18 protein-coding genes and 1 tRNA gene are annotated in these 19,374 nt (G+C 71.3%); 13 read left to right on the top strand and 6 right to left on the bottom strand.

Features of this window, described 5'->3' with window-relative positions; translation table 11 throughout:
* The first annotated feature begins 15 nt into the window (after window positions 1-15).
* Window positions 16-690 carry a 5,6-dimethylbenzimidazole synthase gene (gene bluB / locus ELX43_RS10695; RefSeq protein ID WP_127783422.1) on the top strand — a complete coding sequence of 225 codons (675 nt, stop codon included), beginning with the start codon at window positions 16-18 and terminating at the stop codon, window positions 688-690.
* A gap of 33 nt (window positions 691-723) precedes the next feature.
* Here bluB and aceE read toward each other — a convergent pair whose 3' ends face one another.
* Window positions 724-3,645: a pyruvate dehydrogenase (acetyl-transferring), homodimeric type gene (gene aceE, locus ELX43_RS10690; RefSeq protein ID WP_127783421.1), complete on the bottom strand. Its 2,922-nt coding sequence runs from the start codon at window positions 3,643-3,645 to the stop codon at window positions 724-726.
* Between the two features lie 177 nt (window positions 3,646-3,822).
* On the opposite strand from aceE, the gene ELX43_RS10685 reads away from it, so the two are divergent.
* The 5 genes from ELX43_RS10685 to ELX43_RS10665 all read left to right on the top strand — a co-directional run bounded on the left by ELX43_RS10685 (window position 3,823) and on the right by ELX43_RS10665 (window position 6,729).
* Window positions 3,823-4,380 (top strand): hypothetical protein, encoded by a 558-nt coding sequence (locus tag ELX43_RS10685; protein WP_127783420.1) that lies wholly within the window; start codon window positions 3,823-3,825, stop codon window positions 4,378-4,380.
* Between the two features lie 156 nt (window positions 4,381-4,536).
* Window positions 4,537-4,956 carry a DUF3052 domain-containing protein gene (locus tag ELX43_RS10680; protein WP_127783419.1) on the top strand — a complete coding sequence of 140 codons (420 nt, stop codon included), beginning with the start codon at window positions 4,537-4,539 and terminating at the stop codon, window positions 4,954-4,956.
* Window positions 4,957-5,096: 140 nt separating this feature from the next.
* Window positions 5,097-5,561 (top strand): peroxiredoxin, encoded by a 465-nt coding sequence (locus tag ELX43_RS10675; RefSeq protein ID WP_127783418.1) that lies wholly within the window; start codon window positions 5,097-5,099, stop codon window positions 5,559-5,561.
* Window positions 5,562-5,610: 49 nt separating this feature from the next.
* Window positions 5,611-5,685, top strand: a tRNA-Val gene (locus tag ELX43_RS10670).
* Between the two features lie 60 nt (window positions 5,686-5,745).
* Entirely contained in the window at window positions 5,746-6,729 is a 984-nt protein-coding gene (locus ELX43_RS10665) for a cobalamin biosynthesis protein (RefSeq protein ID WP_127783417.1), read from the top strand.
* Here ELX43_RS10665 and ELX43_RS10660 read toward each other — a convergent pair.
* Window positions 6,661-7,518: an SURF1 family protein gene (locus ELX43_RS10660; RefSeq protein WP_127783416.1), complete on the bottom strand. Its 858-nt coding sequence runs from the start codon at window positions 7,516-7,518 to the stop codon at window positions 6,661-6,663. The two genes, ELX43_RS10665 and ELX43_RS10660, sit on opposite strands and share 69 nt — an antisense overlap.
* Before the next feature lie 96 nt (window positions 7,519-7,614).
* Here ELX43_RS10660 and cobC point away from each other — a divergent pair, with 96 nt between their 5' ends.
* From cobC to ELX43_RS10640, 4 genes are read left to right on the top strand one after another with little or no spacing between them, the layout of a single operon-like run.
* Window positions 7,615-8,661, top strand: coding sequence for an Rv2231c family pyridoxal phosphate-dependent protein CobC (gene cobC / locus ELX43_RS10655; RefSeq protein ID WP_127783415.1), 1,047 nt, complete (start codon window positions 7,615-7,617; stop codon window positions 8,659-8,661).
* A complete protein-coding gene (locus ELX43_RS10650) occupies window positions 8,658-9,833 on the top strand; it encodes a Nif3-like dinuclear metal center hexameric protein (RefSeq protein WP_127783414.1) in 1,176 nt (391 codons plus the stop codon). Before cobC ends, ELX43_RS10650 begins: the two co-directional genes overlap by 4 nt.
* Window positions 9,830-10,567, top strand: coding sequence for a C4-type zinc ribbon domain-containing protein (locus tag ELX43_RS10645; RefSeq protein WP_127783413.1), 738 nt, complete (start codon window positions 9,830-9,832; stop codon window positions 10,565-10,567). The genes ELX43_RS10650 and ELX43_RS10645 overlap by 4 nt, the downstream gene beginning before the upstream one ends.
* On the top strand, window positions 10,564-11,670 hold the full coding sequence (locus ELX43_RS10640; protein WP_127783412.1) for a bifunctional RNase H/acid phosphatase: 1,107 nt from the start codon (window positions 10,564-10,566) through the stop codon (window positions 11,668-11,670). Before ELX43_RS10645 ends, ELX43_RS10640 begins: the two co-directional genes overlap by 4 nt.
* A gap of 9 nt (window positions 11,671-11,679) precedes the next feature.
* Here the strand turns inward: ELX43_RS10640 and ELX43_RS10635 are convergent, their stop codons facing one another.
* Genes ELX43_RS10635 through ELX43_RS10625 form a run of 3 tightly spaced genes read right to left on the bottom strand, consistent with a single transcriptional unit; the run spans window position 11,680 to window position 14,277 of the window.
* Entirely contained in the window at window positions 11,680-12,918 is a 1,239-nt protein-coding gene (locus ELX43_RS10635; protein WP_127783411.1) for an ArsB/NhaD family transporter, read from the bottom strand.
* Window positions 12,915-13,667, bottom strand: coding sequence for a sulfite exporter TauE/SafE family protein (locus tag ELX43_RS10630; RefSeq protein ID WP_206517996.1), 753 nt, complete (start codon window positions 13,665-13,667; stop codon window positions 12,915-12,917). The genes ELX43_RS10635 and ELX43_RS10630 overlap by 4 nt, the downstream gene beginning before the upstream one ends.
* Before the next feature lie 31 nt (window positions 13,668-13,698).
* Window positions 13,699-14,277, bottom strand: a complete 579-nt coding sequence (locus tag ELX43_RS10625) for a TetR/AcrR family transcriptional regulator (RefSeq protein WP_127783410.1) — start codon at window positions 14,275-14,277, stop codon at window positions 13,699-13,701.
* An 82-nt stretch (window positions 14,278-14,359) separates the two neighbouring features.
* Between ELX43_RS10625 and ELX43_RS10620 the strand changes: the two genes are divergently transcribed.
* Both ELX43_RS10620 and ELX43_RS10615 read left to right on the top strand, forming a co-directional pair.
* The gene (locus ELX43_RS10620; RefSeq protein WP_127783409.1) at window positions 14,360-15,190 is read left to right on the top strand and encodes an alpha/beta hydrolase; all 831 of its coding nucleotides are present in this window, start codon (window positions 14,360-14,362) and stop codon (window positions 15,188-15,190) included.
* Between the two features lie 36 nt (window positions 15,191-15,226).
* Entirely contained in the window at window positions 15,227-15,724 is a 498-nt protein-coding gene (locus ELX43_RS10615) for an anthrone oxygenase family protein (protein WP_127783408.1), read from the top strand.
* 17 nt (window positions 15,725-15,741) lie between these two features.
* Here the strand turns inward: ELX43_RS10615 and ELX43_RS10610 are convergent, their stop codons facing one another.
* Window positions 15,742-17,364 carry an ATP-binding cassette domain-containing protein gene (locus ELX43_RS10610; RefSeq protein ID WP_127783407.1) on the bottom strand — a complete coding sequence of 541 codons (1,623 nt, stop codon included), beginning with the start codon at window positions 17,362-17,364 and terminating at the stop codon, window positions 15,742-15,744.
* 650 nt (window positions 17,365-18,014) lie between these two features.
* On the opposite strand from ELX43_RS10610, the gene ELX43_RS10605 reads away from it, so the two are divergent.
* Window positions 18,015-19,361 (top strand): AAA family ATPase, encoded by a 1,347-nt coding sequence (locus ELX43_RS10605; RefSeq protein WP_127783406.1) that lies wholly within the window; start codon window positions 18,015-18,017, stop codon window positions 19,359-19,361.
* Window positions 19,362-19,374: the final 13 nt, after the last annotated feature.

Genomic DNA, 19,374 nt, shown 5'->3' with positions numbered 1-19,374 from the left:
GCTAGCGTGGCTCCGATGACGGCCGAACGTCGCGACAGCTCCGGGTCCACCCCCAGCGCCGAGCCCACCACCACCCTCTACGACGCCATCCGGATGCGCCGGGACGTCCGGGCTGAGTTCACCGGAGAAGCGGTGGCCGAGGACGTGCTGCACCGGGTGCTGACCGCCGCGCACGCCGCGCCCAGCGTCGGCATGACCCAGCCGTGGGACTTCGTCCTGGTGCGCCGGCCGCAGACCCTGCACCGCTTCGCCGAGCACGTGGCCGCCAAGCGCCGGGAGTTCGCTGCCACGCTGCCGCCCGAGCGGGCCACCACCTTCGACCCCATCAAGGTGGAGGGCATCCAGGAGAGCGGGTTGGGCGTGGTGGTCACCCACGACCAGAGCCGCGGCGGCCAGCACGTGCTGGGCCGGCACACCGTGGCCGACACCGGCCTGTTCTCCACCGTGCTGGCCGTGCAGAACCTGTGGCTGGCCGCCACGGCCGAGGGGCTCGGGGTGGGCTGGGTGAGCTTCTACGACGAGGAGGTGCTCGCCGAGCTGGTGGGGGTGGCCGAGCCGGTGCGACCCATCGGCTGGCTGTGCGTGGGCCACGTGGCCCGGCGCCAGGAGGTGCCCGACCTGGAGCGCTTCGGCTGGCGCAGCCGCCGCCCGCTCAGCGAGGCCGTGCACCAGGAGAGCTACGGCTCCTGATCGCACGGCCTCGGAGAGTGCGGAGCTACCCGCTCAGGCGACGCCGGTGTCGCCGGTGGAGGGGCCGGCCGCGCGGGGGTCGTCGATCTTGTACTGCGCGGCCGCCTCGACCGGTGCCTTCTCGGGCACGTCGCCGGACTCGGCCAGCGAGGACAGCACGGCCACCACGACCGACTCGGCGTCCACGTTGAACACCCGGCGGGCCGCCGGTCGGGTGTCGGAGAAGCCGAACCCGTCGGTGCCCAGGGTGATGTACTCGTTGGGCACCCACTGGCGGATCATGTCCGGCACCGCGCGCATCCAGTCCGACACCGCGACCACGGGTCCGGCCAGGTCGGTCAGCGCCTCGGTCACGTAGGGCACGCGCTTGTCCGCCTCGGGGTGGCGCAGCGCCTCGCGCTCGCACTCCACGCCGTCGCGGTGCAGCTCGTTCCACGACGTCACCGACCACACGTCCGCCGCCACGTCCCAGTCGTCGGCCAGCAGCTGCTGGGCCTTCATCGCCCACGGCAGGGCCACGCCGGAGGCGAGGATCTGCGCGCGCGGACCCGTTCCCGCCGGCGCGGTGCTCACCCGGTGGATGCCGCGGAGGATGCCCTCCACGTCGACGTCCTCGGGCTCGGCCGGCTGCTGGTAGGGCTCGTTGTAGACGGTGAGGTAGTAGAAGACGTTCTCGCCGGCGCCGTCCGGGCCGCCGTCGCCGTACATCCGGCGCAGGCCCTCGCGCACGATGTGGCCGATCTCGTAGCCGTAGGCCGGGTCGTAGGCGACGACCGCGGGGTTGCTCGCCGCCAGCAGCAGCGAGTGGCCGTCGGCGTGCTGCAGGCCCTCACCGGTGAGGGTGGTGCGCCCGGCAGTGGCCCCCAGGGCGAAGCCGCGGGCCATCTGGTCGGCGGCGGCCCACAGCCCGTCGCCCGTGCGCTGGAAGCCGAACATCGAGTAGAAGATGTAGATCGGGATCATCGGCTCGCCGTGGGTGGCGTAGGAGGTGCCGACCGCGGTGAACGCGGCCGTCGAGCCCGCCTCGTTGATCCCCTCGTGCAGGATCTGGCCGACCTCGCTCTCCTTGTAGGCGAGCATCAGGTCGGCGTCCACCGAGGTGTACAGCTGGCCGTTGGGGTTGTAGATCTTCAGCGTGGGGAACATCGAGTCCATGCCGAAGGTGCGCGCCTCGTCGGGGATGATCGGGACGAACCGCTTGCCCCACCCCTTGTCCCGCATCAGCTCCTTGAGCAGCCGGACGAAGGCCATGGTGGTGGCCACCTCCTGCTTGCCCGAGCCGCGCTTGACCACGTCGTAGGTCTTGTCCTCGGGCAGCGGCGGGTTGTTCGCCGTCACCTTGCGGGTGGGCAGGTAGCCGCCCAGCACCCGGCGGCGCTCCCGCAGGTACTTGATCTCCGGGGCGTCGGCGCCGGGGTGGTAGTACGGCGGCAGGTACGGGTCGCGCTCGAGGTCCTCGTCGCTGATCGGGATGTGCTGGCTGTCGCGCAGGTGCTTGAGGTCGTCGAGGGTCAGCTTCTTCATCTGGTGCGTGGCGTTGCGGCCCTCGAAGTGCGTGCCCAGCCCGTAGCCCTTGATGGTCTTGGCCAGGATGACCGTGGGCTGGCCCTTGTGCGCCATCGCGGCGGCGTAGGCGGCGTGCACCTTGCGGTAGTCGTGCCCACCGCGCTTGAGGTTCCAGATCTCGGAGTCGGTCATCGGGTCGACCAGCTCCTTGGTGCGCGGGTCGCGCCCGAAGAAGTGCTCGCGGACGTAGCCGCCGTCGTTGGCCTTGTAGGTCTGGTAGTCACCGTCGGGGGTGCTGTTCATCAGGTTGACCAGCGCACCGTCGCGGTCGGCGTGCAGCAGGCTGTCCCACTCCCGGCCCCACACCACCTTGATGACGTTCCAGCCGGCGCCACGGAAGAAGCTCTCCAGCTCCTGGATGATCTTGCCGTTGCCGCGCACCGGCCCGTCCAGGCGCTGCAGGTTGCAGTTGACGACGAACGTGAGGTTGTCCAGCTGGTCGGTGGCCGCCACGTGCACCAGCCCGCGCGACTCCGGCTCGTCCATCTCGCCGTCACCGAGGAAGGCCCACACGTGCTGGTCGGAGGTGTCCTTGATGCTGCGGTGCTGCAGGTACTTGTTGAAGCGAGCCTGGTAGATGGCGTTCATCGGGCCGAGGCCCATGGACACCGTGGGGAACTCCCAGAAGTCCGGCAGCAGCCGGGGGTGCGGGTACGACGGCAGGCCGCCGCTCTCGCCGGCGTGGCTGTACTCCTGGCGGAAGCCGTCGAGCTGCTCGGCGGAGAGCCGGCCCTCGAGGAACGCGCGGGCGTAGATGCCGGGGGAGGCGTGGCCCTGGATGAAGACCTGGTCGCCGCCACCGGGGTGGTCGCGGCCGCGGAAGAAGTGGTTGAAGCCCACCTCGTACAGCGCTGCGGAGCTGGCGTAGGTGGAGATGTGTCCGCCGACGCCGACGCCCGGGCGCTGCGCCCGGTGCACCATCACCGCGGCGTTCCAGCGGATCCAGGCGCGGTAGCGGCGCTCCACCTCCTCGTCGCCGGGGAACCACGGCTCGTTCTCGGTGGGGATGGTGTTGACGTAGTCGGTGGAGGTCAGCGACGGCAGGGCCACCCGGGCGTCACCGGCGCGCTCGAGCAGCCGGAGCATCAGGTAGCGGGCGCGCTGCGGACCGGCCTCGCTGAGCATCGCGTCAAAGGACTCCAGCCACTCGGCCGTCTCCTCGGGGTCGATGTCGGGGAGGTAGGAACCGACACCTTCCCGGATGACACGAACCCGTGCCGGACCCTTCGCGGGCGTGTCGCTCCCGCCAAGCTCCGACGGGGCGCTCGATCGCTCGGCCACGGTGTGCTCCTCACTCTGGGTGGGCACGGGCCTTGGGGTGAGCCCGGTGCCGGACGCGTCCGTGGTGCGGACGGCGGGGGCAGCAGCGACGGAGTCGGTGTGTCCCATGCTCAATCGTGCCGCATGTAGTGGTCAAGGTGCGATGGGGATCCCTACCAGCGGGTAGCGTCCTCGCCGGAGCGGGGGTGCTGGCACGAGCATCGTTGCTCTCCTGGGGCATTCGGCGAACGAGCAGAGCGGGTGGGACTGATGGGCAGGACACGAGTGGGGTCAACGGCGGCTCTGGTGGGTGCGCTCCTCGTGGTCGGCGCCGGGGCGGCCTGCACCAGCCAGGTGGACGGCGAGGCGAAGCCCGACCCCGCGCTGGCCGTGGCCCGGGGCACCACCTCAGCCACCGCGACGACCACCACCACGGCGCGCCCCACCACCACGCGCCCGACCAGCACCGCTGCATCCGCCACGGGTGTGCCGCCCACCGTCGTTGCCGTCGGGGACCGCCTCGTGGTGTGCGGGCGCATCCCGCAGCTCACCAACGCGGCCACCAAGGCCGTGAACGACTTCCTCACGGTGGCCAACGCCGGCAAGGGGGTCACCCCGGAGCTGGTCGCTGCCGAGACCGCCGCGCTCGACAAGCTCGGGCCCCTGCCGCAACAGCTGCGCACCGTCCCCGGCGTGGAGCGGCTGCCGGCCACTGACCTGCTGACCACCGAGCTGCCGCTGATGGCCACCTCGCTGGACGCGGTGATCGCGGCGATCCCGCAGCGGATGTCGGCGCCGTTCAACGCCGCCAAGAACGACTACAACGCCCACCTCGACAAGATCAAGACCTCCTGCACCTCCTAGGTCGTGCCCCGGGTGCTGGTGTGGAGGGCGCTGTCTCAATATCCTGTCTCGGCTTGCGTCTGGGGGCCTGAGCCTGTTCGCTCACCTGACACGAGCAACACGACACGAGGTGCGGCGACCGCCGTTCCTGAGCACCAACTGAAGGAGGACCGCACCGTGGTCGCCGCGGGGGATTCCCGAAATGACGCCGAGAAGCTCGGAATTGTGCACGGGATGGTGGTGCAGGAGATTGGCTGGGACGAGGACACCGACGATTCCCTGCGGGCGATCGTGGAGCAGCAGTCCGGCAGCGAGCTGGTCGACGAGGACACCGACGAGGTCATCGACGTGGCGCTGCTGTGGTGGCGGGACGGTGACGGCGACCTGGTCGACGCGTTGGTGGACGCCATCGGACCGCTGGCCGACGACGGCGTGGTGTGGGTGCTGAGCCCCAAGACCGGCGTCAACGGGCACGTCGAGCCGAGCGAGATCGCTGAGGCCGCGCCCACCGCAGGGTTGACGCAGACGCTGACGATGAACCTGGGTGACTGGACCGCCAACCGTCTGGTGCAGCCTCGGACCAAGGCCAAGCGCTGATCCTGCCGGTCGGGTGACCACCGGGTGGAGTCTCAGCCGTGCGTGGAGTCTCCGGCCCGTCCCGCTAGGCTTTTGCGGGGCGCAGGGTGCGCCCGGACGCCGCTGCACCATGGCGGCTCCGCGGTACGGAGAGGACTTCCATGACGCTCGACGTCGGTACGACTGCACCTGATTTCACCCTCAAGGACCAGAACAACCAGGAAGTGACGCTGTCCTCCTACCGGGGTGACAAGAACGTCCTGCTGGTCTTCTACCCCCTGCCGTTCACGGGAACCTGCCAGGGCGAGCTCTGCCAGGTGCGCGACGACCTCCCCAAGTTCCAGAACGACGACACCGTCGTGCTCGCCGTCTCGGTCGGTTCCGCGCCCTCGCTGAAGGTCTGGGCCGCCGACCAGGGCTACACCTTCCCGCTGCTGGCCGACTTCTGGCCGCACGGCGAGGTTGCCCAGGCCTACGGCGTGTTCAACGACGCGACCGGCTTCGCCAACCGGGGCACGTTCGTCATCGACAAGCAGGGCGTCATCCGGTTCGCTGAGATGAACGGCCCCGGCGAGGCCCGCGACCAGTCCGCGTGGGACAAGGCGCTGGCAGCGCTGCCGGCGTGAGCGCTCAGAGTTGATCACTGCACGCCGCGGCTCCGGCCGGGGTGTGCACGGGCGTGTAGCTCAGCGGTAGAGCACCTGTCTTACACACAGGCGGTCGTAGGTTCGATCCCTATCGCGCCCACCACGTTGTTCCTCCGGGGCCGCCCCACGCGGGCGTGCCCGCCGGGTCGGTACCGTGTCGGCCGTGCCCGCTCTCGTCTCCACCACCGCGGGCAGCCGCCGCGCGGTCGGTCTGCTGCTCGGCCTGGCCCTCGACCGTGCTCTCGGCGACCCCCGTCGCTGGCACCCGGTGGCCGGCTTCGGCTCCACCGCCGCGGCCCTGGAGCGGCTGACCTACCGCGACTCCCGCCCCGCCGGCGCGCTGCACGTCGGCGTCCTGGTGGCCGGCGCCGCGGGCCTGGGCCTGCTGGCGCCCCGGCGCGGGATGGGGCACGTGCTGGCCACGGCCGCCGCCACCTGGGCGGTGCTGGGTGGCACCTCGCTGCTGCGGGAGGGCTCGGCCATGGCCACCGAGCTGACCGCCGACGACCTGGACGCCGCCCGCCGGCGGCTGCCCTCCCTGTGCGGGCGCGACCCTTCGGCGCTGGACGCCGCCGGCCTGGCCCGCGCCACGGTGGAGTCGGTGGCGGAGAACACCTCTGACGCCACGGTGGCCCCGCTGGTGTGGGGTGCGCTGGCTGGGGTGCCCGGCCTGCTGGTCTACCGCGCCGCCAACACCCTGGACGCCATGATCGGGCACCACTCGCCGCGCTACGAGCGCTTCGGGTGGGCCGCGGCGCGGCTGGACGACGGGCTCAACCTGGCTCCGGCTCGGCTGGCCGGGGTGCTCACCGTGGCGGCCGCGCCGCTGGTGGGCGGCTCACCGCGGCAGGCGGTGCGGGCGTGGCGTCGGGACGGCGCAGCGCACCCCAGCCCCAACGCCGGGGTGGTGGAGGCCTCCGCCGCCGGCGCGCTGGGCGTGCAGCTGGGTGGGGCGACGCCCTACCCGTACGGGGTGCAGCAGCGGCCGCTGCTGGGGCACGGCGCGGCACCGACGGTGGCGGACCTGCGGCGGGCGGTGCGGCTGTCCCGGCTGGTGCAGGGTGGGGCGGTGCTCGCCTCAGCGGCGCTTGCCGTAGCGGTCGGCCAGGGTGGAGACCGGCTCCGGGGCAGGCTGCGGCTGCGGTGAGAGCTCCGGCTCGGGGGTGGCAGCGGGGTCGATCCGCCGCTTGTTGTCCCGCCGCTCGCGGAGCTCGGCCCACACGAAGTAGCCCAGGCCCAGCGGCGCCATGATGCCGAACGCGATCCACTGCAGGCCGTAGGACAGGTAGGGTCCCGCGTCCAGCTGGGGCAGCGGCAGCGCCTCGAGGACCCCGGGCTGGTTGTCGCCCAGCTGCAGGTAGCCCGGGCGAACGGTCAGCCCGGTCACCTCGCCCACCTGGCCGGCGTTGACGCCGTAAATCTGCCGCACTCCGCCGTCGTCGAAGCTCGGTCGCGGCTGCGGGCGCTCGTCCAGGCGGATGCGCGCCTCCAGCCTCACGGTCTCGCTCGGCGGGGCGGTGATGGCCGGGGGCTGGGTGCCCTGGATCGGGCGGACGAAGCCGCGGTTGACCAGCACCACCTGGTTGGTCAGCACGCCCTCGGTGACCCGGAACGGGGTGAGCACCTCGTAGGCGGGCTGGCCCAGCACCGAGCGCAGGCGGGCGAGCACCTGGTCGTCGGTCAGGTAGGCGCCGGTGACCGTGACGCGACGCCACTCGTCGGTGCTCTCCGGCGCCTCGGTGCCCGGCACCACCTCGGCCAGCTCCACCGGCTCGGCGGAGAAGGAGGCGTTGATCTGGTCGTTGCGCTGCTCGGTGCTGGAGTTCTTGTCCAGCTGCCACGGCGCCAGCACGGTGAAGCACATGTAGGCGAACCCGGCGACCACCACGGCCAGGGCCAGCCAGCCCGGTTTGAGCAGAGTTCGCAGTCGGCGCACGGTTCCACGGTAGGCCACGGTGGCCCGGGCGCCGCCTCCGCCAGGTGTGGTCCCTGGCACGTCAGGCAGGCGAGGGCGGGCCGTAGGGTCGTGGCCGTGGAGGACACCACTGGGCCGGACTGCACAGCACTGGACTACCGGGCCCTGCGCCACCACGGCGACGTCGACGCCGAGCCGGGTCTGCTGGACTTCGCGGTGAACGTCCGGGGCACGGCGCCGCCGGCGTGGCTGCGCGAGCGCCTCGCCGCCCGCCTGGACGACCTGGGTGCGTACCCCAGTGCGGCCGAGGAGCTGGCCACCCGCGAGCAGGTCGCCGCCCGGCACGGCCGCCGCCCCGACGAGGTGCTGCTGCTGGCCGGTGCGGCCGAGGGCTTCGCGCTGCTGCCGCGGCTGCGCCCGCGCCTGGCCGCCGTGGTGCACCCCTCCTTCACCGAGCCCGAGCTGGCGCTGCGGGAGGCCGACGTGCCCGTGCAGCGCGTGGTGCTGGCCCCGCCGTGGCAGCTGGCCGGCGCGGCGGTGCCCGCGGAGGCCGATCTGGTGGTGCTGGGCAACCCCACCAACCCCACCTCGGTGCTGCACCCCGCCGAGCAGGTGCTGGGCCTGCGCCGCGCGAACCGGGTGGTGGTGGTGGACGAGGCCTTCGCCGACGCGGTGCCCGGTGAGCCGCAGAGCCTGGCCGGCCAGCGGCTGCCGGACGTGCTGGTGCTGCGCAGCCTCACCAAGACCTGGGCGCTGGCCGGGCTGCGCGCCGGCTACGTGCTGGGCCCGCCCGACCTGTTGCCCCGGCTGGCGCGCGGACGTCCACACTGGCCGCTGGGCACTCTGCAGCTGGAGGCCATTCGCGCCTGCTGCGAGCCCGACGCCGTGGCGTGGACGCAGCGGGAGGCGGAGGCGATCGCCGTCGAGCGCGCCGAGATGGCGGCCCTGCTGGCGCCGTGGCTGTGCGGGCCCGCGCAGGGACCGTTCCTGCTGCTGCGCGTGCCCGACGGCGAGCGGGTGCGCCGCGAGCTGCGCACCCGCGGCATCGCGGTGCGCCGCGGCGACACCTTCCCCGGGCTGGGACCTGACTACCTGCGGGTGGCGGTGCGCAGCAGCGCAGACGCCCACCGGCTGACCGAGACGATGACGGAGGTGCTCCGATGAGCGCAGCAGACAACGGCGTGCGGGTGGCTGACCTGGTGGCCACCCTGGACGCCGCCTACCCGCCGGAGCTGGCCCAGGACTGGGACGCCGTCGGGCTGGTGTGCGGCGACCCCGCCGACCCGGTGGGCCGGGTGCTCTTCGCCGTCGACGCCACCGAGGCCGTGGTGGACGAGGCGCTGGAGTGGGGTGCGCAGGCCCTGGTGGTGCACCACCCGCTGCTGCTGCGCGGAGTGACCGGCGTGGGGGCCGACACCGCCAAGGGGGCGCTGCTGACCCGGCTGATCCGCGGAGGCTGCGCGCTGTTCAGCGCCCACACCAACGCCGACGCCGCCGACCCCGGGGTGTCCGACGCCCTCGCCGAGCGGCTGGGGCTGCGCGTGCTGGGTCCGCTGGAGGCCGAGCCCGAGCCGGCCCTGGACAAGATCGTCACGATGGTCCCGCAGGGGGCGGACGTGGAGCGGGTCAAGGCGGCGCTGTTCTCCGCCGGGGCCGGCGAGCTGGGTGCCTACAGCCGGGCGGCGTTCTCCGTCACCGGCACCGGGCAGTTCCTGCCCGGCGGAGGTTCGCTGCCCTCGATCGGCGAGGTCGGGGAGCTGACCGAGGTGGCCGAGACCCGCATCGAGGTAGTGGCCCCGCGGCGGCTGCGCGCGCAGGTGGTGGCGTCCCTGGTGTGGGCCCACCCCTACGAGGAGCCGGCCTACGACGTGCTGGAAGTGGCGCCGCGGCCGTCGTCGCAGGGGCTGGGCCGCCTGGGTGAGCTGGCCGAGGCCGAGACGCTGCGGGAGTTCACCGCCCGTGCCGCCGCCGCGCTGCCGGCCACGGTGTGGGGCGTGCGGGCTGCCGGCGACCCCGATCGGCAGGTGCAGCGGGTGGCGGTGTGCGGTGGCGCTGGCGACTCCCTGCTGGGCACCGTGGCCCGGCTGGGGGCGGACGTGTTCCTCACCGCCGACCTGCGCCACCACCCCGCCGACGAGCACCTGCGCACCGGCGGGCCGGCCCTGGTGGACGTGGCGCACTGGGCCAGCGAGCAGCCGTGGTGCGCACAGGCGCAGGGCGTGGTGCAGGCCGCGTTCGGGGATAGGGTGAGCACGCGCGTGTCGCAGCTGCGCACCGACCCCTGGACCGTGGGCTGCGGCACCGGACACACCAACACATTGGAGCCCATCGAGTGAACGTCGACCCCGCCGTGCAGCGCACGCTGCTGGACTTGGCCGCGACCGACGCCGAGCTGGCGCGCATCACCCACCGGCGCCGCACCCTGCCCGAGGCGCAGGAGGTGGAGCGTCTGGAGACCGAGCGACAGGCCCGCAAGGACGCCGCCGTGGCCGTGCAGATGCAGGTGGAAGACCTCGACCGCGACATCCGCAAGCTCGAGCGCGAGGTGGAGGCGGTGCGCAGCCGCGAGGACCGCGACCGCAAGCTCCTCGAGGGCGGCACCGTCACCCCCAAGCAGATGACCGAGCTGCAGCACGAGCTGGAGACCCTCACCCGCCGGCAGGGGATCCTGGAGGACGAGCTGCTCGAGGTGATGGAGCAGCGCGAGGCCAGCGCCGCCGACCACGAGCACGCCGGCGCGCAGCTGAGCAAGGTCGAGGACGAGCTGAACGAGGCCGCCCGCCAGCGCGACGAGGCGCTGGCCGACCTGGACACCGCCGAGAGGCGCTGCATCGAGCAGCGCGCCCAGCAGCTGCCCCGCTTCCCGGCCGAGCTGCTCACCGTCTACGAGCGCCAGCGCGCCTCCCGCGGTGCCGGTGCGGCCCTGCTGCAGGCCCGCCGTTGCGGTGCCTGCCGGATGGAGCTGGACCGCAGCGTGATGGCTCGCTTCGCCGCTGCCCCGCCCGAGCTGGTGCTGCGCTGCGAGGAGTGCGGCGCCATCCTGGTGCGCACCAAGGAGTCCGGTCTGTGAGCTTGGCCCACGTGCTGGTGGAGGCCGACGGAGGCTCGCGGGGCAACCCCGGGCCCGCCGGCTACGGCGCGGTGGTGCTCAGCGCTGACGGTGCGCGCACGGTGCTGGCCGAGCGCAAGGAGGCGCTGGGGCGCACCACCAACAACGTCGCGGAGTACCGCGGGCTCATCGCGGGGCTGCAGGCCGCCATCGAGCTCGGTGCCCACGAGGTGGACGTGCGGATGGACTCCAAGCTGGTGGTGGAGCAGATGTCCGGGCGCTGGAAGATCAAGCACCCGGACATGATCCCGCTGGCCGCTGAGGCCAAGGAGCTGGTGGCGCAGCTCTCCCGGGTGGGCTTCACCTGGATCCCGCGGGCCCAGAACTCCCACGCCGACCGGTTGGCCAACCAGGCCATGGACGCCGCGGCCGGGATCGCACCGGCAGCCACGTCCGCGGCCGTAACCCCGGTCGCCGCAGCCAAGCCCGCGTCTCCCGGCTGGACCGGCGCCGTGGGCACGCCCACCCGGCTGCTGCTGCTGCGCCACGGGCAGACGGCACTGTCGGTGGACCGGCGCTACTCCGGGCGCGGCAACCCCGAGCTGACCGCGGTGGGCCGCGAGCAGGCCGCCGCCGCAGCCAAGCACGTAGCCGGCCTCGGGGGGATCACCGCCGTGGTGTCCTCCCCGCTGGGGCGTGCCCGCCAGACCGCCGCCGCCGCGGCGCAGGAGCTGGGTCTGGACGTCACCGTGCACGAGGGCCTGACCGAGACCGACTTCGGCGAGTGGGAGGGGCTGACCTTCCGCGAGGCCGCCGAGCGCGACCCCGAGCTGCACCGCCGCTGGCTGGGGGACACCTCGGTGGCTCCTCCCGGCGGGGAGAGCTTCGACGAGGTGCACCAGCGGGTGCAGGCGGCGCGCGACGAGCTGGTGGCCGCGCACCCCGGGGCCACCCTGCTGGTGGTCAGCCACGTCACGCCGATCAAGACGCTGCTGCGCCTGGCCCTGGACTGCGGCCCGTCGCTGCTGTTCCGGCTGCACCTGGACCTGGCGTCGCTGAGCACCGCGGAGTTCTACCCCGACGGCGGCAGCAGCGTGCGGCTGGTCAACGCTCCCACCAGCTGAGTCGAGCCCTCACCGCAGCTGCAGGCCCAGCCACAGCGCGAGGACGGCCGCGGGCAGCGTGAGCGGCACGGTGAGAAGGCCCAGCACGGTGAACGTGCGCAGCGACGGCGCCACCCCGCGGCTGCGCAGCACCCGCCGCCACAGCAGGGTGGCCAGCGAGCCCACGTAGGTGAGGTTGGGGCCGATGTTCACCCCCAGCAGCACCGCCAGCACCAGCCCCGGGTCGGCGGTGGTTCCGAGCACGGCCAGCAGCAGCAGCGTGGCGGGCAGGTTGTTCACCACGTTGGCCGCCACTGCGGCCAGCACCGCAGTGCCCAGCAGGGCCAGCAGCGTGGGGTGTTCTGGCACCAGCTCGCCCACCAGCTCCCCGAGCCCGCCAGCGGTCACCCCGCCCACCACCACCCCCAGGGCCAGCACGAACAGGCAAAACAACGGCGCAGCCTCGCGCACCAGCCGGGGCGCGGAGGTGCTGCGGTTCGCCAGCGCGGGCACCGCCAGGACCGCAGCGCCCACCGCCGCCACCCACCCCGGCCCCACCCCGACCAGCCCGGACACCGCGAACCCGACGAGGGTGAGCGCGAGCACCACCAGGGCGAGCCGCGGGGTGGGGGCCGGCTCCACGGGGAGCTCGAGGGCAGGGCGCGGACGGAGATCAGCAGCGAAGAACAGCCGGAACAGCACCAGCTCCAGGGCCACCACCACCAGCCACGGCAACGCCATCAGCGCCGCGAAGCCCAGGAAGCTGAGCCCGCTGGCGGAGAAGGCCAGCAGGTTGGTGAGGTTGGAGACCGGCAGCAGCAGCGACGCGGAGTTGGCCAGGTGCGCGGTGGCGTAGACGTGCGGACGGGCCGGCACCCGCAGCCGGAGCGTGGTGGCCAGCACCGCCGGGGTCAGCAGCACCACGGTGGCGTCCAGGCTGAGCACCGCGGTGGTGAGCGAGGCGGCCACGAACACCAGGCTCAGCAGCCGCCGCGGCTGCCCGCGGGCCCCGCCGGCCAGCAGCGCGCCGACCCAGCGGAACACTCCGTGCACGTCGGCCAGGTGCGCCAGCACCAGCACCGCCGCCAGGAAGCCGACGGTGGGGCCGAGCTCGCGCACCTGCTCCCAGGCCTGGGCCGGGGACAGCGCGCCCACCGCCACGGTGAGCACCGCGGCGGGCACGGCCGCCACCGCCTCCGGCCACCGGTGTGGGGCGGCCACGGTGAACACCAGCACCACCGCCAGCAGCGCGAGCGCCAGCACGCTCAGGTCACCACCAGGTAGGCGCCCACCGCCACCCCGAGCACCACCACCGACCAGCGCAGCACCGCGGCGTGCATCCGCTGGGCGATCTTGGCGCCGGCGTAGCCGCCCACCAGCGTGGCCGGGCCGATCACCGCCACCCAGCCCCAGTGCACCGGGGCGCCGAGGGCGAAGACCGCCAGCGCGGCGGTTGCCGCCACCATGGACAGCGCCACCTTCACCGCGTTGAGCCGGCGCAGGGTGTCGTTGGCGGTCACCGCCAGCAGCGCCATCATGATGATGCCCAGCGCACCGCCGAAGTAGCCGCCGTAGAGCGTGGCGACGAAGACGGACAGGCCCAGGGCCACCGTGCGGTCGGGGTCCCCGGGCTGGGGGTCACCGGTCCAGTGCGTGATCCGCGGCTGCAGGGCCATCAGCGCGCTGGCGGCCAGCACCAGCACCGGCACCACGGTGTCGAACACCGCGCTGGACAGGACCAGCAGCAGCACCGCCCCGGTGAACGCGCCCGCGGCCGCCAGCGGCACCACCAGCCGCAGCCGGGCCGCCTGGCCCTGCAGGTCGGCGCGCTGGCCCACCGTGGCACCGAAGTAGCTGGGCCACTGGGCGATGGAGTTGGTGACGTTGGCATCCAGCGGCGGCAGGCCCACGGCGAGCAGCGCCGGGAACACGATCAGCGAGCCACCGCCGGCGATGGCGTTGGCCGCACCGGAGATCACGCCGACCAGTGCCAGCAGCGTCATCTGGGCGGCGGACACGGCTGCTGACTCTAGCCAGCCGGAACGGGCGTCACCGGCGACGAGCCGGGCTCACCATCAGTCTCCGTGCGGCGGTGGCGGCTCGGTCGAACGCACCGGCAAAGGTGCTCATGCCGGCAGAGACGACGGCGCCCTCGTGCAGCAGCATCAGGGTCTCGGCCACCTCGTCCGGCTCCGCCGCGCCCGCCTGGACCGCCAGCTCGCGGAACAGCTCCAGCATCCACCGCTTCTGGCCGACGATCGCCGCGTGGGCGGGATGGGCAGGGTCGCTGATCTCGGCGTGGGCGTTGACCATCGCGCACCCCTTGCCGCCCCGCTGCGCCGCCCACTCGGCCGCGGCGCGGAAGACGGCCACCACCTGCTCCACGGGTGCGGGGTCAGTCTCCCTCAGGCGTTCCTGCAGGAACGAGTGCCACTGCGCGTCGCGCTCAGCCAGGTATTCCGCCACCAGCCGGTCCTTGGAGCCGAAGCGCTCGTACAGCGTCTTCTTGGAGACACCCGCCGCAGCGGCGATGGTGTCTACTCCCACCGCGTGGATGCCGTGGGCGTAGAACAGCTCCGCAGCCGCCCGCAGGACCTGCGCAGCCTTCTCCGTGCGCACCACGCTCATGCACCCAGCCTAGGACATGAGGAAACAGATCTGTTTATGCTGAGGGTGACAGATCTGTTTACCTGCCTGGGGAGGCCGCGCCATGTCCTTGATCACCGACTCGCTCATCGTCCGCGGAGCGCGGATCGCCTACCGCGACCACGGGGAGGGCGAGGTTGTCGTGCTCATCCACGGGACGCCGTCGCACTCCTACGAGTGGCGGGCGGTGGTGCCTCGGGTGGAGCAGGCCGGCTACCGCACCATCGCCTACGACCTGCTCGGCTACGGGAGCTCCGAGCGTCCGGTTGCCGCCGACACCTCGGTGGCCGGGCAGACCGAGCTGCTCGGGGCCGTGCTCGACGGGCTCGGTGTGACGCAGGCGACGATCATCGCGCACGACATCGGGGGAGCGATCGGGCTCCGCTTCGCCCTCGCCCACCCGGAGCGGGTACGTCGACTCATGGTGCTCGACACCGTGAGCTACGACTCCTGGCCGTCGTCCACCTGGCAGAAGATCATCGACGAGCACCTGGACGACTACGCCGGTCTGCCGCAGGACGAGCTCGACCAGCTGCTCACCGACCAGCTGCGCATGACCGTCCACGACACCGGGCTGATGACCGGCGAAACTCTGCAGGCCTACCTCGCCCCGCACCAGTCGGCCGTCGGGCGGGCGTCGTTCTTCGAGCACCAGGTGCGGCACTACGACTCCACCTACACCGAGGAGATCACCGACCAGCTCGGCACGCTGGCGATGCCGGTCCGCATCGTCTGGGGCGAGCAGGACCAGTGGCAGCCGGTCGCCTACGCACACCGGCTGCACGCCGACATCCCCGGCTCCGAGCTGGTCGTGATCCCCGAGGCCGGGCACTTCGTCATGGAGGACGCACCCGAGCGGGTCGCCGGCGAGGTTCTTCGGTTCCTCGGCGACTGACTAGCCTTGCGGCACAGACGAGGAGGAGGTCCGGTGATGTCGACGCTCGGCTCGTGGCTCTCCACCCCCGCCCTCGTGGTTGCCGTGGTCGCCAACGGGCTGCTGGCCGGGGTGTTCTTCGCGTTCAGCTGCGCCATCAGCCTGGCCCTGCACCGGGTGGACGACCGCTCCTACGTCACTGTCTTCCGCGCGATCAACTCCGCGATCCTCAACGCCGGGTTCCTGCTGGTGTTCGCGCTGGCGCCGCTGGCCGCCGTCGCTGCTGTGGCGCTGCCGCACGATGCCAGCAGGAACGTCTCGGTGCCGTGGCTGGTCGCCGGCGCCGCCTGCTCGGTGGCCACCTTCGTGATCACCGCCGCGGCGAACGTGCCGCTGAACCGCGCGCTCGACGCGGCGCCCGTCACCTCCGAGGCGCAGTGCACGGACGCGCGCGGGCACTTCGAGGGGCGCTGGAACCGGTGGAACCTCTTGCGCACTGCCACGGGCGTCGCCGCGGTGGCGCTGCTCGCGGTCGCGGGCATCGGGGGCGCCTGAGCAGGCGCCCGCGCGGATCACCTGTCCACTCGGGTGAGTCCGCCCTCGGCGTCGAGGACCAGGGTGGTGGTGAGGTCCAGGCGACCCAGCAGGTCGTCGTCGTGGCTGACCACCAGCGCGGCTCCGCGGTAGCCGCGCAGGGCGTCGACCAGCTGGTCCACGGTGTGCTGGTCGAGGTTGTTGGTGGGCTCGTCGAGCACCAGCAGCTGGGGCGGGGGCTCGGCCAGCAGCAGCCGAGCCAGCGCCACCCGGAATCGCTCGCCGCCAGAGAGGGTCCCCACCGGGCGCTCGACGGCGTCGGCGCGCAGCCGAAAGCGGGCCAGGCGGCCGCGGATGGTGCCGGGTTCCGCCTGGGGTGCTGCTGCACGCACGTTCTCCAGCGCGGTGGCGTCGTCGTCGAGGCCGTCCAGGCGCTGCGGCAGGTAGCCGACGCGGTCGGTGAGCAGGGTGCCGCCGGCGCGGTCCGGCGGTGTTGCGGCGCCGTGCACCAGCGCCTCCAGCAGCGTGGTCTTGCCGACGCCGTTGGGGCCGGTGAGGGCAACACGTTCCGGGCCCTGGATGAGGACGGTTGCTCCGGACGCGTCCTGCAGCTCGGCGATGCGGCGGGAGCGGGGCACGTCCGGGTCGGGCAGGTCGACGTGCACGTGCTCCTGGTCGCGCACCCGGGCGCTGGCTGCGGCCAGGGTGTCCTCCGCGCTGCGCACCTTGCCGGCCTTCTCGGTGCGCAGCCGTCCGGCGGAGACCTGGGCGTTGCTCTTGCGTTGGTTCATCAAGATCTTGGGCACCCGCTTGTTCTCGTAGGCGGTCCGACCGTTGCGGACGCGGTGCGCCAGCGTGGTCTCGGCCTCGACGCGCTGGCGCTTCTCGGTGCGCACCACCTGCTGCGCGGCCCGCTCGGCCTGCGCCGCGGCCGCCTGCTCCTGCTCGAGGTGGGCCAGCCAGGCGCTGTAGGGGCCGCCGAACACGCTGAGCCGACCCTCGAAGAGCTCGGCGGTGTCGTCCATCAGCTCCAGCAGGGCGCGGTCGTGGCTGACCACGACCAGCGCACCCGACCAGGTGCGCACCAGGTCGGCAAGGCGGGCCCGGGCGGCGCGGTCGAGGTTGTTGGTCGGCTCGTCCAGCAGGGTGATCGGAGTGCGGCGCAGGCGCAGCCCTGCGGTGGCCACCAGCACGGCCTCGCCGCCGGAGACCTGGTCCACCCGCCGGTCGAGGTCGGCGCCGTCCAGCCCGGCGGCGCGCAGGGCGTAGGCGGCGCGGGTGGGCAGGTCCCAGTCGTCGCCGACCACCGCGAAGTGGTGCTCGGCGACGTCGCCGGACTCGATTGCGCGCAGCGCGGCCAGCTGGCCGCTGATGCCGAGCAGCTCGGCCAGGGTGGCGCGGGCGTCCAGGGTGAGCGTCTGCGGCAGGTAGCCGACGTCACCGGAGCGAACGATGCGTCCGGTGGTGGGGGAGAGCAGGCCGGCGACCAGGCGAAGCAACGTGGACTTGCCGGAGCCGTTGCGGCCGGTCAGCCCGGTGCGGCCGGAGCCGAAGGTCCCGGTGATCCCGCGCAGGGTGGTGGTCCCGTCCGGCCAGGTCAGGCCGACGTCGGTGAGCGTGACGGCGGCAGGGCTGGACGTGGTGGCGCGAGAGGCAGACATGGGGCTCCTGGACGGTCAGCGGGCGCGCTGACACCGGAGCCGTGGAACGGCGAGTCGACGGAGGTCAGCGCAGGGAGGGCGCGCGATCGTCGAGCAGCTTCACCGGGGGATCCTCACGACGGGAACAGGAGCGGACGCCAGTGTGCGCCTGCGCTGGTGCGGTGGGCAACGGGTTTTCACGCCGCGGTGCGGGGCAGAGATCGGACAACCCCCTTTGCTGACACGAAACAGGTGCTATCGCATCGAGCGAATAAGCACCAGGCGCCTGCCGCACGGGTTACGCAGGTGGGAGGTTGCCACGACCGGGCGAGGGTATTCAGTTGCGTGGCGAACTGCCCGAGAATCCTTCCGCTGCGGTAGCATCCCACCTCGACCGAGAATCGAGGACATAGTTTCTCGAAAACATAGTTTGCGGGGGCAAGGTGCACCAACGTCAGGATGCCGATCGGTTTCAGCTCAAGGATCCTGCGACGGTGACATTTGTGCAAGCGCTGTGTAGGGCGTACCCGGTCGCATCAGAGCACCGCGATGCGTTGAAGACGCTTAACTCGGACTTCTCATACGCGCGAGACAACGGCGATGGAACTTGGACTGCTTTGGTCCGATTCGGTCCGAAGATCGAGGCACGCTTCGGATTAACACGAGAGGTCATGGTTCTCTATACGCCATTTACTGACCTGCAACCACGAACGTTCGCCCGTTTTGAACGGCACCTTGGGGAATTGCCGAAAGACCGGGCTGCGGAGGACCACCTCTTCCTAATCAGCTCTAGAGATCCAGCAGGGGAGAGGAAGCTCGACAGTTGGTCTCAAGACGGTAGCGTTATTGGCATCGCCTTGCCGTGGCGTGGCGATCTCCCTCTGCAGATCATCATGATGCTTGCCCGTCGAATCGCGCGGAGAAATCTGTACGAAGAAACACTCCCGGTAACGGGAAAGGCGTTTTTCGGGCGCCGGCAACTTTTGACCGAGTTGCTCGAGGAGACCAGAGAAGGTCGGGTTTTTGGCGTATTCGGGCTTCGTAAAACCGGCAAGACTTCGCTAGTGAAGGAAGTTGGCCAGCGTTTCCAAGAAGGTGGAGAGCAAAGTAGGATTTTCATACTCCGTGACCTGGAGACGCTACCCAGTTCTAGCCCACGCCTTGGTTCGGAATTTGTACAGGATCTTCGCCAGGCGTTTCTCGCGGCGCTCAGGCCGAGTCGAGTACGCACTAAAGAAATCACAGATCTTTCCCCCGATGCATCAATCGGAGAATTGCGCCGGGCGGTCGGTGCAAGCATCATCGATGCGAAGCGAAGTGGCATCAGAATCGTGCTTGCCCTCGATGAGATTGAGTATCTTATCGGAGACTCAGAGGCTCTATCTCGAGGCGGGCGGCCGGAGGTTCCGGAGATCCTCGGAGCTCTAAGAAGCCTGGTCCAGGAGAATTCAAACTTTGCAGTGATTCTTTCAGGAATCACCAGTGCGCTGATTCATCGAGGTGACATCTACGGGGTCGAAAACCCATTCTATTCATGGGCAAAGGTGTTTTACGTTCCACCGATGAGTCAAGCGGAAATTCGCACGCTTACGGTCGAAGTCGGTATCCGCATGGGTTTGCGCTGGACCGAGCCCGCTCTTTTGGCATTGTTCCGTGAGACTGAAGGAAACGTATTTCTGCACCGGACGCTCGCGGCTCAGGTCGTCGCTGGTGTGAAGATCGACGACTTTGAAGAACCACTGGATACAGATGATGTCGACCGGGCTCGGTCAGAATGGAAGCGGTCTATATCGGAACGTATCGCCGAATCCTACCGTAGCACGCAGCGGCACTACCCTACCGAATGTGGCTTGCTTGAGATGTTCGCGCGGGGTGACGCGACCAAGGAAGAGCTTCTTGGAATATACCCCCGCGAGGTCAATAGACTAATTGAGTTAAACCTCCTGGTCGGTCCTGTGCCAAATCGAATGGAGCTAGGCATTGTGGCGCGATTGCTTCGAGAGGGTGGTTCCATCTAATGGATCAGGTGTG

This window comes from Rhodococcus sp. X156, from assembly GCF_004006015.1.
GTDB lineage: Bacteria > Actinomycetota > Actinomycetes > Mycobacteriales > Mycobacteriaceae > X156.
Note: the sequence above shows the minus strand (reverse complement) of the source record. Positions and strands in the feature narration are given on the sequence as shown.

What these genes read in the sequence shown, in the direction of transcription:
- bluB (WP_127783422.1), top strand. Translation starts at nt 16, where the DNA reads ATGACGGCCGAACGTCGCGACAGCTCCGGGTCCACCCCCAGCGCCGAG.
- aceE (WP_127783421.1), bottom strand. Translation starts at nt 3,645, where the DNA reads ATGGGACACACCGACTCCGTCGCTGCTGCCCCCGCCGTCCGCACCACG.
- ELX43_RS10675 (WP_127783418.1), top strand. Translation starts at nt 5,097, where the DNA reads ATGACGCTCGACGTCGGTACGACTGCACCTGATTTCACCCTCAAGGAC.
- ELX43_RS10650 (WP_127783414.1), top strand. Translation starts at nt 8,658, where the DNA reads ATGAGCGCAGCAGACAACGGCGTGCGGGTGGCTGACCTGGTGGCCACC.
- ELX43_RS10625 (WP_127783410.1), bottom strand. Translation starts at nt 14,277, where the DNA reads ATGAGCGTGGTGCGCACGGAGAAGGCTGCGCAGGTCCTGCGGGCGGCT.
- ELX43_RS10620 (WP_127783409.1), top strand. Translation starts at nt 14,360, where the DNA reads ATGTCCTTGATCACCGACTCGCTCATCGTCCGCGGAGCGCGGATCGCC.
- ELX43_RS10615 (WP_127783408.1), top strand. Translation starts at nt 15,227, where the DNA reads ATGTCGACGCTCGGCTCGTGGCTCTCCACCCCCGCCCTCGTGGTTGCC.
- ELX43_RS10610 (WP_127783407.1), bottom strand. Translation starts at nt 17,364, where the DNA reads ATGTCTGCCTCTCGCGCCACCACGTCCAGCCCTGCCGCCGTCACGCTC.
- ELX43_RS10605 (WP_127783406.1), top strand. Translation starts at nt 18,015, where the DNA reads ATGGTTCTCTATACGCCATTTACTGACCTGCAACCACGAACGTTCGCC.